Consider the following 15375-nt stretch of genomic DNA (forward strand, 5'->3'; position numbering starts at 1 on the left):
CGGTACCAGCATGCGCACAGGTCAACCGACCGTAGCGCCCGGCGACCACCGGTGACGACGCTCCGCCGGGGCGGTCTCGCCGGCCCGGTCAGTGGCGCCGGACAGGTCTCCCGCCGTACCCCGCGAACAGCCGACGAGACCCGCATCCCCACCGACGACCGGCTTGCCCGGGAGTTGCTGGACGGGCTCGCCGAGGCGGTCGTGACCACCGACGGGGCCGGGAAGGTCACCCTGGTCAACGCGATGGCGGCCGAGTTGCTCCCGGAGGTGTCCCCCGGCGCCGACCTGGCCGGTTGCCCGGTCCCGACGCTCGCCCGGGCGGTCGCCGCAGGTGCCGACAGTTTCGACACCGAGCACCACGACCGTCGGCTGCGCGGCACCAGACGACCGTTGGCCGGCGGCGGGTACGCCTGGTACGTGCGGGACGTCACCGAGGAACACGCCCGGACCGACGCCCTGCTGGCGGAGCGCTCCCGCACCGCCTTCCTCGCCCAGGCCGGCAGCCGACTCGGCGTGTCGCTGCACCGGGACCAGACGCTGCGCACCACCGTGACCCTGCCGGTGCCGTACCTCGCCGACGCGGCGATCGCCGTCCACCTGCCGCCCCCGCCGGCCGAGCACGCCCCGCACTGGGTCCGGTACGCCGACGGCGACCCCACCCCGGGCAGCGGGACCGGCTCGTGGCAGCTCACCGGGGCGGTGCCCGGACTCGCCGCGGCACTCGACGGTGACGCGGGAGATCCGAGCCCCTGGCTGGACGCCGAGCTGGCGGACCTGGCCGCTCTGCTGCCGGCCACCTTCGGCCGGCCCGGCACCGTGCTGGTCAGCCCGATGATGGGCGCCGGCGGTCCGGCCGGCGCGCTGGTGCTGGTCCGTCGCGCCGGTCGGGCCGGTTTCGACACCCGGGACATCGACCTGGCCCGTGAGTTCGCCGCCCGCGCCGGAGCAGCCCTGGCCACCGCCGACCTGTACGGCGAGCAGACCCACCTGGCCCGGGTGCTGCAGAACAGCCTGCTCCCCCCGGACCTGCCCCGGGTACCCGGCATCTCGCTGGCCGGCGGTTACCGGGCGGCCGGGGACAGCCTGCGCATCGGTGGCGACTTCTACGACGTGTTCCGCACCGGCGACGGCGGCATGTTCGCGCTCGGCGACGTCTGCGGCAAGGGCGTCGGCGCGGCGGTGCTCACCGGCCGGGTACGCCAGTCGTTGCAGACCCTGAGGCTGGTCGAGCACCGCCCGCTGGCCCTGATCGAGCTGCTCAACCGGGCCCTCTTCGACACGCCCGACGCCGCCCGGCGCAGCCAGTTCACCACGCTGCTGCTGGGCTCGATGACCCACCAGCCCGACGGCGGCCTGCGGCTGCGGATCGCCGGCGGCGGGCACCCCGCGCCGCTGGTGCTGCGTGCCGACGGCACGGTCACCCCGGTCCGGGTCGGTGGGATGCCGATCGGTGCCCTGGCCGACGCCCGGTTCGCCGAGGTCGAGATCCGACTCGCCCCGGGTGAGCTGCTGCTGGCGCACACCGACGGGATCACCGAGGCCCGGGGTGGCCCGCAGGACCTGGAGATGTTCGGCGAGCACCGGTTGCACCGGGCGCTGGCCGCCGGGGCCGGGCTGCCCCCGGCGGCGGTGGTCGACCGGCTGCTGCAACTGGTCGACGAGTGGCTGGACGGGCAGAGCCACGACGACATCGCCATGCTGGCCATCGGCACGGACCCGGAGAGCTGCTCGTCCCGCCGGAGCGGGACGACGGAGAGCTGCTCGTCCCGCCGGAGCGGAACGACGGAGTGAGCGACGCCGTGGTGCGGGCGTACCTCGACTGCCTGGAGCGGGTCGACGCCCCGGCGGCGGTCCGCTTGGTCGCCGGGTTGCTCGACGCCGGCTGGTCGGTCGCCGACGTGCTGGTGGACGTGGTCGCCCTCGGCCAACGGGAGATCGGCCGACGGTGGTTGACCGGGCAGTGGAGCGTCGCCGAGGAACACGCGGCGACGCACGTCAGCGAGTTGGTGGTGGCCGCGGTGGCCGCCCGGACGTCCGTACCGCCGAAGGCCGGGCACGCGGTGGTGGCCTGTGTCGAGGGCGAGTGGCACGCGTTGGCCGCCCGGATCGTCGCCGAGGTGGTCCGGGCCGAGGGTTGGCGGGTGACCTTCCTCGGCGCCAGCGTGCCGGCCCGCCACCTCGTCTCCTACCTGCACCAGAGCGGGCCGGACGCGGTGCTGTTGAGCTGTGTGCAGCCCAACCGGCTGATCCGGGCCGCCCGGATGATCGAAGCCTGCCGCTCGGCCGGGATGCCGGTCATCGCCGGTGGTCCCGGCTTCGGTCCGGACGGACGGTGGGCCACGGCGGTGGGCGCGACGGCCTGGGGCGGATCGGCCCGGGACGCCGCCAGACTGCTGGTGCGGCACGGGCATCCCGGCTTCGGCGCCGGCCCGGTGCCGCCACCCGGCGCGGACGAGTACGTCGCGGTGCTGCGCCGCCGCCGGGAGGTCGTACAGCTCACCGTCCGGACCGTCGACCCGCCCGAGGACCGGGCCGAGGAGGTGGCGAACGCGGTGGCCCACCTGGTGGACGCGTTGGCCGCCGCCATCCGGGTGGATGATCCACAACTGCTTGTCGACTTCGTGACCTGGCAGGACGCGGCGTTGGCCGGCCGCGGAGACAAACGCCCACTGCTGGACACCGTGCTGACCAGCTGTGCCACCGTCCTGGCCGAGCACCCGCAGGCCCGGCACTACCTACGGCTGACCCGCGCCGCGGTCGCCCGGTCCGGTTGAGCCCGCGGCCGGCGCTGGCCACCGGGCGGCCGGCGCCCCGGCCGGGTCGGGTCAGGCCGAGCGGGCGACCGGTGGACCGTCCGGGTCGGGTCAGGCCGAGCGGGCGACCGGTGGACCGTCCGGGGCCGTGGGATCGGCGACCAACGACGGCCAGGGTGGTGAATCGTCGCCGGCCCGCCACCGGTCCGGGCGGATCTCCCGCGACAACCGCCCCGACGGGGGCTCGTCGCCGGCCGGGCGGTCCCGCTCGTGGGTCTGTCCGGTCGCCGTCGGCTCCTGCGGGTCGTCGTCCGGGCCTCGGTCGGGCCCGGCGCCGCTGTCCGCCGAGGGGTCCCGGCTGACCTGGTCGAACTCCACCATGCCGCGCAGCAACGCCTGCCGGCCCGCCGGGCTCATCCGGGCCAGCACCTCGGCCAGCCGCTGCCGACGATCCGCCTGCAGTTCGTCCAGGAGCCGGCGGGCCTCCCGGGTCAGGTGCAGCGAGATCTCCCGTCGGTCGGAACGACCGGGCTCCCGCTCCAGCATGCCGGCGGCCTCCAGCCGGTCACAGAGCCGGCTCGCCGAGGACAGGAGCATCTGCAACTCACTGGCGAGCCGGCGGAGGTTGATCCCGTCGTGCTGCTCCACCACCATCACGGCGCGCAGCTGAGCGCTGGACAGCCGAGCGACCGGTCGCTGCAGGGCCGCCTCCCAGACGGCCAGCAGGGTGCCTGCCGCGTCGTCCAACGCGGCAGCCATACTCGTCTCAGGTCCGAGCGGACCACGATTCTCGGCCATGTTGGGCACGACATTACCCCGTGGCCCCTGGTGAACGGCCAGTTGAGAGAGGTCGAGCATGAGCGCAGCGGAGGACCGGGCCCGGCGGAGCCTGATCGAGGCACCGGCCGATCTCCTGCTCGACCGGCTCGGTGCCGAGCTGGCCACCGCGTACGGGATCACCTCGGTCGAGCTCTACCAGGTCGACTACCGCCTCGCCGAGTTGCTGCCGCTGGGCGAGGGTGCGCCGCTGACCAGCCCGGGTCACCCCGCCTGGCGCTGCTTCGACCATCAGGAGCCGATCCTGGTCCAGCAGGTCGGCTGGTTCCCGGTCGGCATGCGGGGTGAGCGGCGCGGGGTGCTCCGGATCGCCCCGGTGCCCGCCGACCCGGACACCGTCGAGGCGCTCGCCGGCATCGCCACCGCCCTCGGCCACGAGCTGACCGCCGTCTCGGCCGGTACCGACGTGTACCGGGCGGCCCGACGCAGCCGTCGGCTCACCCTCGCCGCCGAGATGCAGTGGGAGCTGCTGCCCGCCCGCAGCCGGGTCCGCCCCTCGTTCAGCCTGGCCGGGCAGTTGGAGCCGGCGTACGCGGTGCGAGGTGACAGCTTCGACTGGTCCGACGACGGCGACCGGTTGTGGCTCGCGACGATCAACGGCACCGGCGAGGGGGTCGCCGCCGCCCTGCTCACCTCGCTGGCCACCTACGCGTTGCGGAACGCCCGCCGGGCCGGGCTGAGCCTGGCCGACCAGGCCGCCCTGGCCGACCAGGCGGTCTACGCCCTGCACCAGGGCGAGCAGCACCTCTCCACCCTGCTGATGGAGGTGGAGCTGCGCTCCGGCGTGCTGACCGTCGTCGACGCCGGCTCTCCCCGGCTGGTGCTGCTGCGCGACGACGACGTGCACGACCTGCCGATCGAGGCGCAGTTCCCGCTCGGCATGTTCGAGGGCACCGACTACCGGGAGCAGCGGTTCGACCTGCGGCCCGGCGACCGGCTCTTCGTGGTCAGCGACGGGGTCGTCGACGCCGTCGGGCGCGACGTCCGGTACGGCGACACGGCGCTGGAGCGCTTCCTGCGCCGTACCGGGCCGTTGGCACCGCTGGACGCGGTCCGCTCGCTCATCGGCGACCTGCGGGCGTTCGTCGCCGGTGACCTGATCGACGACGCCGTGGTGGTCTGCCTGGACTGGACCGGCCCCCAGCCCTCCGGTGGCCGGGTCAGTACGCTCCCCGACCGTTGAGCACCGCGCCGACGGTCTTCCACAGGATGGTCAGGTCGGCGGCGAGCGACCAGTTCTCCACGTAGTAGAGGTCGAGCCGGATGCCGTCCTCCCAGCTCAGGTCGGAGCGTCCGCTGACCTGCCAGAGCCCGGTCATGCCCGGCTTGACCAGCAGCCGGCGGGCGACGTCGCCGTCGTAGCGGGCCACCTCGGAGGGCAGCGGCGGCCGGGGGCCGACCAGGCTCATCTGCCCGAACAGCACGTTCGCCAGTTGGGGCAGCTCGTCCAGGGACCACTTGCGCAGCAGCCGCCCGACCCGGGTCACCCGCGGGTCGTCGCGCATCTTGAACAGCAGTCCGTCGGTCTCGTTGCGGGCGGCCAGCTCGGCCAGCAGGGCGTCGGCGTCGACGACCATGGTGCGGAACTTGAAGACGCCGAACTCCTCGCCACCCTGACCCACCCGGACCTGCCGGAACAGCACCGGCCCCCGGCTGTCCAGCTTGATCGCCAACGCGATCACCACCAGCAGCGGCAGCAGCAGCGTGAGCGCGACCGAGGCGGCCGCCCGGTCGACGAAACCCTTCACCAGTTTGCGGGCTCCCCGGAACTCCGGCGCCTCGACGTGGATCAGCGGCAGACCGGCGACCGGCCGGGTGTGGATCCGCGGACCCGCGACGTCGGTGAGCGCCGGCGCGAGCACCAGGTCCACCCCGGTGCCCTCCAGCTGCCAACCGAGGCGACGCAACCGGGTAGCGGTCAGCTCCCCGGAGGCGGTGACCGCGACGGTGTCCGCCCCGATCGCCGCGGCGGCCTCCGGGATACCCCGGAACGACCCCACCACCGGTACGTCGCCGAGCCGCTGCGCCACCGGTGCCAGCAGGGCGTCCGGGATGCAGGCCCCGACCACGTGGTAGCCGGCGTACGGTTCCCGCCGCAGGGTGTGCACCAGCTCCAGCACGTGGGCGGTGTCCCCCACCACCAGCACCCGACGGGACCAGCCGGCCCCCCGGATCCGGGCCCGGTGCAGGTGCTTGCGGGCGGCGTACCGGGCCACCTCCAGGCCGATGGTGCCGAAGGCGAAGGAGATGGCGAGGAAGCCCCGGGAGACCCCCACGTCGAAGATGTAGCCGAGGATCGCGACGCTGCCGGCCAACCGCAGACTGGCGGTGCTGACCCGGCGGTACTCGTCCGCCCCGTAACCGAGCACCCGGTCGTCGTAGCAGCGCATCGCCTTGAGTGAGACCAGCCAGGCGAGCACCAGTCCGGGGGCCACCAGGACGTACGGGATCTGCGATCCGATCGGGTCCCGGTCACCGAACCGGGTCAGGTAACCCGCCAGGACGGCGAGCACCACGATGCTGGTGTCCAGCACCATCAGGGTCTGCACGTACGTCCGTTGTTCGGCGCGGGCGGCCGGCCGGGACGGCCCGGTGCCCGGCTTCGGCGACGTCCTGGCGGGGGTCAACAGCGTCGCCGCGGCCACCGGTCCTCCCACAGTCTCTCGGTGCCGGCTCCGGCGAGACGACGGCCCGTCGTGGACCTCGTGCCGGAGGCACTCCGACATCTTGCCCTGGCAATGATGAATACCAATTGCTTCGGACGCATTGCTGTCACTTTTCCACCGGACGGCGGAGCCGGGACAGACCCCTCGTACCGTTGATTCGACACACCGAGCCGCCAGGTCCCGCGAATCAGCGGGGAGCGGTCGGCCGGAGGGCGATCGCCTTCAGGAAGATCTCGCCGATCTTGGTGGGATCCTCGGTAACGAACGCGCCACCACCGGTCACCTTCGTGATCGACTCCAACTCCGTCCGACTGACCTCGCTGCCGATCCCGATCACGACCACCTGCACGGGGCGCTCGGGGTCGGCGAGCCGCTTCAACTCGGCGAGCAGCTTCGCCTGCGAGATACCGTCGGCGTCCTCGTTCTTGCCGTCGGTGAAGAGCACCACGGAGTTGACCCGCCCAGGCTCCCAGCCCCCCTGGACCGTCTGGTAGGCGGCGAGCAGGGTGTCGTACAGGCCGGTGTCGCCGCTGGACGGCGTGATCGTGCTGAGACCCTGGTCCAGGCGACCCCGCTGGGTGGCGAGCGGGCCGATCCCGACCAGCTCCTTCCAGTCCTGGTCGCCGACCAGCCTGGTGGAGAAGGTCCACAGGCCGATCGACCAGGAGTCGTCGAACAGTCCCAGACCTCGGCGCGCCGCCTCCACGGTGACCTGTGCCCGGGTGGCGTTGTTGGCGCTGGGTACCTCGTTCTTCATCGACCCGGAGACGTCGATGACGCAGAGCATCCGACCGGACTGGGTGGCGATCGACCAGCCGGTGACCGCGTTCTCGATCGCCGCCGGGTCCAGGCCACCGGCCGCGCCACCACCGGCGGCGGGCCGGCCGACGGCACCACCCGCCGGGCTCGGCGCACCCACCGGCGCCTCGAAGCCCGCCCCCCAGGTGCCGTCCGGGCCGCGCAGCGACTGCTGCGCCAGCCGGTCCCGGAAGTCGGCAGTGGTGAGCGCCTCGAAGAGCACCCGCGCGGCGGCGGCCTTGGCCGGCTCGATGCCGGGCAGCACCGCGTACGGGTAGTCCAGCGCCATCGGCGCCGGCTCCAGGTACAGCGCCGCCAGCGGCACCGGCGGCTGCTCACGGTTGTACGCCATCACGTCCTCCTCGGACAGCGCGGCGGCGCTGAGACCGCTGGCCACCGAGGTCGGGTCGGTGGCCCGGGGGAAGCGGGCGAGCAGATCGGCGCGTAGCGCCGAGCGTCCGGTGGCCAACGCCCGCAACGCACCGGTGGTGGCGTTCCTGGCGTCCTCGCCGGAGGCACCGGCGGCGGCGGTCAGCGAGAGCAGCCCGGACAGCCCGGCGGCGTCCCGGGTGGGCTCGACGATCCCGGTACGCAGCGGCTTGCTGCTGGTCACCTGGTCGAGCAGGTCCGACCAGGTGACCTTCTTCTCCGGCCAACCGAGCCGGGCGGTCGCGATCGGCTCCGGCACGGCCAGCACCACCGGGCTGCGCGCGATGGAGGCCCCGTTCTCCGGGGCGAAGGCGGTGGCGCCGCCGTTGCGCAACAGCAGCAGCCAGGTCGAGGAGTCCGGCACCCAGACGTCCGGCGCGACGGCGGTGCCGCTGGCCTGCCCGATCCCGGCGAGGGTGGCGCCGTGTTTGCCGGCGACCACGGCGGCGACCTCGGCCGGGTCGGAGGCGGCGACCTTCACGTCGATGCAGGTGCCACCGACCGCGGCCCCGTCGGTCATCCACCGGGTGGCCGCCTCCTCGACGGCCGGGGCCACCTCCGGGGTGGCCGCCACGGCCAGCTCGACCTGACCCGAGCAGCCGGGCCGGGCCAGCTGCTGGTAGCCGAACCAGGAACCGGTCACCACGACGACAAGCGCCGTCGCTGCAGCGACGGCGCCTGCTCCACGAGAACCCGGGCGCATTCGATGGCGGCCTGACACGTCCCCCATCTTGCGGATCTAGCAGGCCAAATGCCATGCCCGTTCGGACGAAAGTTACGCAGAATCAGCAGTTGACCGCCCATCGGTGACGCTGAGTGAAGAAGTGGTCGCCGATGCGCGGCCGGTACCCGCCTCAGCCGGCGGTGCGCGTCAGGGGCGCACGCAACTGGGACTCGGCACCGCCACCGGCTCGCCGACCGCGGCCGGCACCCCGGTCGCCGCGTCGATCCGGAACACCCGGATCATGTCCGCGCGCTCGTCGGCGACGTAGAGGTGCGGCCCGGCGAAGGCGAAGTGCCGGGGCCACTCACCACCGGTCTCCACCTCGGCCACCAGCCGCAATGCCTCCGCCGGGTCGGGCTCGGCCAGCCCGGCCGGATCCGGCTCGGCCGGGTCCGGTGCCTGCGCGGCCAGTGCGAACACCGAGACGGTGCCCACCCCCCGGTTGGCGACGTACAGGAAACGACCGTCCGGGCCGACCGCGATCTCGGAGGGCTGGACCGGTCCGGGGCGCTCGCTGGCGTCGACCCGCGCCCGCTGGTGCAGCCCGCCGTCGGCGGTCAGGTCGTACGCGGTGACCGTGGCGTCCAGCTCACCGACGAGGTAGCAGCGCCGCCCGTCCGGATGCCGGGCCAGGTGCCGGGGGCCGGTACCGGCCGGCACCCGCGTCCGGGGGCCCCGGGGCACCAGCCGACCCGAGTCGGTGTCGAGGTCGTACCGGTAGACCGAGTCGGTGCCGAGGTCCACGGCGAGCAGCGGCCCCGCACCCGGGTCCGGGGAGACCATGTGCGCGTGGGCCTGCTCCTGCCGCTCCGGGTCCGGGCCGTGCCCCTCGTGCCGGACGAGGTCACCGCGCTCGCCGAGGGCGCCCTGCGCGTCCAGCGGGAAGACCGCGACGCTGCCCCCGCCGTAGTTGGCGACGAAGAGGTGACCACCGTCGGCGGCGACGGCCAGGTGACAGGGCTCGGCACCGCCGGTCGGCCGCCCGCCCAGCGGGGTCAGGTCACCGTCGGGGCCGACCCGGAACGCGCTGACCTCCCCCTCCGGCAGCTCGTGCACCGCGTACAGGACGGGTTGGTGGGGGTGCCGGACGAGGAAGGACGGCGACGGGGTGACCGCCACGGTGCCCAGCGGGGTGAGCTGCCCGGTGTCCGGATCCCGGCGGGCGGCCATGATGCCGCTGCTGCGCCCGCCACCGTGGGCCGTGTAGCCGCCGATGTGGACGATCTCGTCCCGTTCAGTCACCAGATCCACCTTCCGCCGGGGCCCGAGTAGATCCAATCACGGTGCCCGGTACGACGCTGGATCAGTCCACCTTTCCCGGACTTTCCGGTCCGGTGCCCGTTCAGGCCACCGGCACCGGCTCACCCCGCTGCCGGGCCACGTGCTCGACCAGCGAGATCAGCACCAGCTTCGCCGACTGGCGGTCCCGCGCGTCGCAGAGCATCAGCGGGACGTCCTCGTCGAGGTCGAGCGCCTGGCGCACCGAGTCCAGGCTGAACCGGCGCGACCCCTCGAAACAGTTCACCCCGACGACGAACGGGACGCCCCGCTGCTCGAAGTAGTCGATCGACGGGAAGCAGTCGGCCAGCCGGCGGGTGTCGGCGAGCACCACCGCGCCGAGCGCACCGAAGGCCAACTCGTCCCAGAGGAACCAGAACCGGTCCTGCCCGGGGGTGCCGAAGAGGTACACCTGCAGGTCCTCGTTGATGGTGATCCGGCCGAAGTCCATCGCCACCGTGGTGGTGGACTTCGTCTCCACCCCGGAGAGGTCGTCGGTGCCGATGCCGGCCCCGGTGAGCACCTCCTCGGTCTGCAACGGGCGAACCTCACTCAACGCGCTCACCAGCGTCGTCTTGCCGGCGCCGAAGCCGCCGGCGATGAGGATCTTCAGGGCCAGTGGCACCCGGTGCCCGTTTCGATCAGAGCGCGCGAAGTCCACTGACCACCGCCTTGAGAATGTTGTCGTCGGGAAGGAACGTGCGCCGGGGCGGCTCGTGCACCGAGACGAGCCCTCCGGCGAGCAGGTCACCGAGCAGCACCCGGACCACGCCCAGCGCGAGATCGAGCCGGGCGGCCAGCTCCGCCACCGGCACCGGTCGCCGGGCCAGCTCGATCAGCCGACGGTGCTCCGGATGCAGGCCACGGTGCCCGTCCGGGTCGGCGCCCGGATCGGCCAGCACGAACGCCACCAGGTCGAACCCCTCGACCGCCGGCCGGACCCGACCACCGGTCAGGGTGTACGGGCGGACGACCGGACCGGCATCGTCGTCCAGCCACTCGTGCTGGGGGCCAGGAGACTCAGTCCGCATCGGTGGTCCCCGCCGGCGGGCGAAGCGGCGTGCTGAGGTACTCCCCGACCCGGGTCACCAACATCGCCATCTCGTACGCGACCAGGCCGATGTCGGCGTCGGCGTCGCTGGCCACAGCGAGGCACGCGCCCTGCCCGGCCGCGGTGACGAAAAGGTACGCCGACTCCATCTCCACCACAGTCTGCCGGACCGGTCCGGCGTCGAGCTGCCGGCTCGCGCCCTTGGCCAGGCTGGAGAAGCCGGACGCCATGGCGCACAGATGCTCGGCGTCGGCCCGGTCCAGACCGGCGGAGGAGCCGAGCAGCAACCCGTCCGCCGACAGCACCACCGCCTGGCGGGCGGCCGGCACCCTTTCCACCAGCTCGTCGAGCAGCCAGTCCAGGTCGGCACTCTGCCTCGTCGATTGCACCACTAGGCGTCCCTCTCAGTCGTGGTGGGGGGTTCGGGAGTCGCGGCCGGATCGACCGGCCGGACCTGGGCGGCGCCGATCTGGCGGCCCCGGGCGGTACCGGCCTGGAGGGCCGACATGATCCGGCGCATCTCCTCCGGCGACCGCGGGCTGGGGGTGTCCCCCACCGGTTGCCGCGGACCACGCGTGGCCGGCCCACGGCTGCGGACCCGACGGGGCAGGCCCTCGGTGTCCGGGTTGAGGTCGACCGGGCCGACCCGGTCGGCGGTGAGCGGAACCACCGGCGTCGACGCGGCAGGTCTCTCCCGGGTGATCCGTCCGCCGCGGGGGCGGGGCTGGGCCGGCAGCCGGGTCACCCGGGCCATCCGCTCCTGCGACGGCCCGGACACCGCCGGCTCGTCGGTGATCAGGTCCGCCGGGATCAGCACGGTCGCGGTGATCCCGGCGTGCTCGGAGGTGTCCAGCCGGACCCGGATGCCGTGCCGCGCCGCAAGCCGGGCCACCACGAAGAGGCCGAGTCGGGCGCTCTCGGCGGGGTTGAAGTCGGGCGGGTCGACCAACCGGCGGTTGGCCTCCTCGACCGCGGCGGGAGTCATCCCCAGCCCCCGGTCGACGATCTCGACGGTGTACCCGTCGGGCCCCCGCCGGCCGCTGACCTCGACCCGGGTGTGCGGCGGGGAGAAGGCGGTGGCGTTCTCGATCAGCTCGGCAAGCAGGTGGATCACGTCACCGACGGCCCGACCGAGGGCGGCCGCCGGAGCCAGGGTCGTCAGGTCGACCCGCTCGTAGGACTCGACCTCGCCGGTGGCGCCCCGGACCAGGTCGACCACGGCGACCGGGTGCCGCCAGCCCCGACCGGGTGCCGCACCGGCCAGGATGACCAGGTCCTCGGCGTGCCGGCGCAGCCGGGTGGCGAGGTGGTCGACGCGGAACAGCTCGGCCAGCTCGTCCGGGTCCTCGGCGCGCCGTTCCAGCCGGTCCAGCACGGCCAACTGCCGGTGCACCAGCCCCTGGCTGCGGCGGGCGATGTTGAGGAACACCTCGTTGAGACCGCGCCGCAGGGTGACCTCGTGCACCGCCGCCTGGATCGCCGTACGGCCCACCTCGTTGAAGGCCCGACCCACCGCGCCGATCTCGTCGCGGCCGTACTCCAGGGGTGGGGCCTCGCGCGCGATGTCGACGTCCTCGCCCCGGCGGAGCCGGCTCAGCACGTCGGGCAGCCGGTGGTCGGCCATCTCCTGGGCGGCGGCCCGGATGGAGGTCAGTCGGTGCACCAGGGACCGCCCCACCCGCAACGCCACCAGCACGGCGACCAGCACGGCGACCAGTCCGAGCAGCCCGGCCGCGCCGAGCCGGGCCAGGACGCCGACCGCGACCGGCACCGTCCGCTCGGCCAGCGCGTCGGCCTGCCCCAGTTCGAAGTCCCGCATGGCCTCCTGCACGGCGTCGTGGCTGGACCGCCACTCGCCCAGGGCCACCCGGGGGCGGGCTCGGCTGGCGACGAGGTCGTCCTGCATGGTCCGGAGCCGGACGAAGGCCTCCTGCTCGGTCAGCCGGCGGTAGCTGGCCCGGTCCGCCTGGGGCAGCTCGGCCACCGCGCCCTCGACCAGGAAACGCTGGTTGCCGATGACCTGCACGAGCCGGGTGTGCTCGCCCTCGGCGTACCGGCCGGCGGTGGACGCACCGGCGACCAGCGCGTCGGCCTGGGCGAGCAGTTCCCGGGACCTCCCCAGGTCGGTGAGGGCACCGACCTGCCGGTTGAGGTCCGCGTCCGGCAGGGTGGCCAGGGCCGCGAAGCCCTGGAAGGCCGAGGTGACCATGCCGGTGTAGAGGCCGAGCGCGCCGATCCGGTCCACCTGGCGGCGGTCGATGAAGCCGCGGCCGGCGGGCAGGGCGTCCAGGGTACCGACGAACTCGTCGAGTCGGCTGTCGAGCAGGTCGTTGGCGGCGTCCCGCAGGGGCTCGCCGTCGATCCGTCGACGCAGCTCGGCCACGGCGGCGTCGGTACGCCGTCGCTGCTCGTCCAGTTCGGACGAGCCGCCGTCGTCGGCCAGGTAGATCATCGACAGGCGGCGTTCGTTCTGCAGCTCGGCCACCACCTGTTCACCCGGACGGCCGAAGTCGTCAAGCAGGGTCTGCGCGTCGAGCAGGTCGCGGGCCGGTCCCACGGTGAGCGTGGTCGCGAAGATCCACAATGCCACCAGCGCGGCCACCGGGGTGACGACCAGCGCGGCCAGCTTGCCGCGGATCGGCCAGTCACGCGTGTTCATCGCAACCTCGCCCGGAAGGGTGACAGGAAGGAGCAGCAGCACCCCTCGGGCGTTTCACCCCGGCCACGGTGCCGGGGCACCGGTACGGGCACCGTGGGCAGGATACGTAATCCACGGCCGATGCACTACCGGCTGTTGCCCGCTCCGCTACCACGCGGGACCGTCGACAAGGGACAATCAGGGACGAGTGCCCCGGAGCTTCGGGCGAACGCTCTTGCCTGCCGTCGCACCCCCGGATCGACCCGGCATCGCCCCTGACGAGGACCGGTCGCACCGAATCGGAGGTTCGTCCCGCCGGTCGCGGTTGATCCGGTTACGGGTACGCGCTTTGCCCGAGTTCCGGCGGGCTCCGAGGAAAGTGCCCCGGATCGGGATTGACGACCACCGCCAGCAGGGAATACCAGGGGGCGAAGGAGGAGCCCATGTCGCCCACGCAGGTAATCGTGTTGGTGCTCGTCGTACTGGCCCTCGTGGCCGTGGCCGCCGTCGTGGTGGTCGCCAGCCGACGACGCGCGCTCAAACAGCGGTTCGGTCCGGAGTACGACCGGGTGATCGCGGAACGGGACAGTCGCAGCGCTGCCGAGCGTGAGCTGCGGGACCGGGAGCGCCGCCACGCCGAACTCACCCTCACCCCGCTCGCCCCCGAGTCCCGGGCCCGCTACGCCGCGGCCTGGGAGGAACTCCAGGTCCGTTTCGTCGACTCGCCCAAGGACACCGTGGGCGACGCGCACGAACTGGTCAGCCGGCTCATCACCGAACGTGGCTACCCGACCGGTGACTTCTCGGACCAGGTCGCCCACCTCTCCGTGGAGCACAACCGGACGCTCGGCCACTACCGGGACGCCCACGAGATCCACCAGCGCAACGAGCGCGGTGAGGCCAGCACCGAGGAGCTGCGCCAGGCCGTGGTGCACTACCGGGCCCTCTTCACCGACCTGCTCGGCACCGAGCCGACCAGCGCCGGTCACCCCACCCGGCACACCGGTGCCGACACCGGACAGACCGACCACCCCACCGGACAGACCGGTGCCACCGACGAGCCGGCCCGTACCACCGGGGCGGACGACCGGACCCGCACTCCGCAGCAGCGCCAGCAGGAGCAGGAAAACCCGCACGACGTACCGAGCCGTTGAGGAGGCCGCCCAGGATGCGCCAGGACCAGCAGCAGGTGAACAAGGACCAGCCCGAGGTCGTCCGGTCCACGCCGGTGTCCGTACCGCCGACGGAGGAGACGAACTCCGGCGGTACGTACCGTGGCGGTCGGGACGGCGTACCGGAGGACGCGCTGGACGACCGGGGGACCTTCGACGACCCGTCGGTCCGCGACGAGCGGGCCGGCCGGGGTGGCAGCGACGACTTCCACGAGCCCGCACCGGTGCCGACCGCCTTCGGCGCGACCACGGTCGGCAGCGCGGTGGCCGCGTCGGCGCTGGCCGGTGGCCGGCCGGAGGACGAGCGGGATCCGCGCGGGGAGGACACCGCCCGCCCCGGTGACGGGGCGCCCGGGCGGACCGACCGGTTCGACGACGAGCGGGCCGACCCGACCGCGGCCGACCGCCTGCACCGCGCCGACCCGGACGGCGACCACCGGTCCGACCCGACGGAGGAACGCGACGGCGGTGACCGGGTGCTGCGCAGCGTTCCGGGCGACCGCACCGTCGCGGCGGGCGCGGCCGGCTACGGCCGGACCGACGCCGCCTCGGTCGACCCCGACGCAGGTCCGACGCTGACCACCGGCCCCGGCACGGAGACCGGTACCGGCAGGGCCGGACTCGACGACGCCGACGAGCCCTCGTCGAGCGTGCCGGCAGACGCGGCACGGCTCTTCGACCCGGGCACCGCACAGGGTTTCCGGGACCGCTGGCGCGACGTCCAACTGCGCTTCGTGGACGACCCGAAGGCCGCCGTGGGCGAGGCACAGTCCCTGGTGGACGAGGCGATCCAGGCACTCGCCTCGGCGCTGGCCGCACAGAAGGAGAAGCTGGGCAGCTGGCAGGACGCCGGCTCCGCCGACACCGAGCAGCTGCGGGTCTCGGTCCGCCAGTACCGGGACTTCCTGGACCGGGTGCTCGGCCGCTAGACCGACCGGCGTCACGGACGCCCGGACCCGGCAGCGTCCACGGACGCGCAGCACAACGGCGTCACGGACGCCGGACCGTACCGCGAACGGCCCCGACCGG

13 protein-coding genes are annotated in these 15375 nt (G+C 73.7%); 5 read left to right on the forward strand and 8 right to left on the reverse strand.

All coding sequences use genetic code 11. The annotated features are described in order from the left end of the window. Positions 1–51: 51 nt before the first annotated feature. Together GA0070617_RS23760 and GA0070617_RS23765 are read left to right on the forward strand one after the other, a co-directional pair. Positions 52–1791, forward strand: coding sequence for a PP2C family protein-serine/threonine phosphatase (locus GA0070617_RS23760; RefSeq protein WP_229688516.1), 1740 nt, complete (start codon positions 52–54; stop codon positions 1789–1791). After that, positions 1788–2774, forward strand: coding sequence for a cobalamin B12-binding domain-containing protein (locus GA0070617_RS23765; protein ID WP_229688517.1), 987 nt, complete (start codon positions 1788–1790; stop codon positions 2772–2774). Before GA0070617_RS23760 ends, GA0070617_RS23765 begins: the two co-directional genes overlap by 4 nt. 90 nt (positions 2775–2864) lie before the next feature. On the opposite strand, the gene GA0070617_RS31125 is transcribed toward GA0070617_RS23765, so the two are convergent. Further along, complete coding sequence (locus GA0070617_RS31125; RefSeq protein ID WP_229688518.1) at positions 2865–3500, reverse strand: MarR family transcriptional regulator; 636 nt, start codon at positions 3498–3500, stop codon at positions 2865–2867. Positions 3501–3609: 109 nt separating this feature from the next. Here GA0070617_RS31125 and GA0070617_RS23775 point away from each other — a divergent pair, with 109 nt between their 5' ends. Next, positions 3610–4773: a PP2C family protein-serine/threonine phosphatase gene (locus tag GA0070617_RS23775; protein WP_091442850.1), complete on the forward strand. Its 1164-nt coding sequence runs from the start codon at positions 3610–3612 to the stop codon at positions 4771–4773. Here GA0070617_RS23775 and GA0070617_RS23780 read toward each other — a convergent pair. From GA0070617_RS23780 to GA0070617_RS23810, 7 genes are all read right to left on the reverse strand, one after another. Beyond that, complete coding sequence (locus GA0070617_RS23780) at positions 4751–6235, reverse strand: sugar transferase (RefSeq protein ID WP_091442853.1); 1485 nt, start codon at positions 6233–6235, stop codon at positions 4751–4753. The two genes, GA0070617_RS23775 and GA0070617_RS23780, sit on opposite strands and share 23 nt — an antisense overlap. Positions 6236–6443: 208 nt before the next feature. Continuing rightward, positions 6444–8186: a substrate-binding domain-containing protein gene (locus GA0070617_RS23785; protein WP_091442858.1), complete on the reverse strand. Its 1743-nt coding sequence runs from the start codon at positions 8184–8186 to the stop codon at positions 6444–6446. A gap of 168 nt (positions 8187–8354) precedes the next feature. Beyond that, positions 8355–9449 (reverse strand): lactonase family protein, encoded by a 1095-nt coding sequence (locus GA0070617_RS23790; RefSeq protein WP_229688519.1) that lies wholly within the window; start codon positions 9447–9449, stop codon positions 8355–8357. A 100-nt stretch (positions 9450–9549) separates the two neighbouring features. Next, positions 9550–10146, reverse strand: coding sequence for a GTP-binding protein (locus tag GA0070617_RS23795; protein WP_091442868.1), 597 nt, complete (start codon positions 10144–10146; stop codon positions 9550–9552). Beyond that, the gene (locus GA0070617_RS23800; RefSeq protein WP_091442872.1) at positions 10127–10516 is read right to left on the reverse strand and encodes a DUF742 domain-containing protein; all 390 of its coding nucleotides are present in this window, start codon (positions 10514–10516) and stop codon (positions 10127–10129) included. The genes GA0070617_RS23795 and GA0070617_RS23800 overlap by 20 nt, the downstream gene beginning before the upstream one ends. Further along, positions 10506–10928 (reverse strand): roadblock/LC7 domain-containing protein, encoded by a 423-nt coding sequence (locus GA0070617_RS23805; RefSeq protein WP_091442875.1) that lies wholly within the window; start codon positions 10926–10928, stop codon positions 10506–10508. Before GA0070617_RS23805 ends, GA0070617_RS23800 begins: the two co-directional genes overlap by 11 nt. Further along, on the reverse strand, positions 10928–13195 hold the full coding sequence (locus tag GA0070617_RS23810; protein ID WP_091442878.1) for a sensor histidine kinase: 2268 nt from the start codon (positions 13193–13195) through the stop codon (positions 10928–10930). Before GA0070617_RS23810 ends, GA0070617_RS23805 begins: the two co-directional genes overlap by 1 nt. A 422-nt stretch (positions 13196–13617) precedes the next feature. On the opposite strand from GA0070617_RS23810, the gene GA0070617_RS23815 reads away from it, so the two are divergent. Both GA0070617_RS23815 and GA0070617_RS23820 read left to right on the forward strand, forming a co-directional pair. Beyond that, positions 13618–14328: a hypothetical protein gene (locus GA0070617_RS23815; RefSeq protein WP_229688520.1), complete on the forward strand. Its 711-nt coding sequence runs from the start codon at positions 13618–13620 to the stop codon at positions 14326–14328. Between the two features lie 14 nt (positions 14329–14342). Then, positions 14343–15275, forward strand: a complete 933-nt coding sequence (locus GA0070617_RS23820) for a hypothetical protein (protein ID WP_091442881.1) — start codon at positions 14343–14345, stop codon at positions 15273–15275. Positions 15276–15375 lie beyond the last annotated feature (100 nt).

The sequence above is a fragment of the Micromonospora yangpuensis genome (assembly GCF_900091615.1).
Classification (GTDB): domain Bacteria; phylum Actinomycetota; class Actinomycetes; order Mycobacteriales; family Micromonosporaceae; genus Micromonospora; species Micromonospora yangpuensis.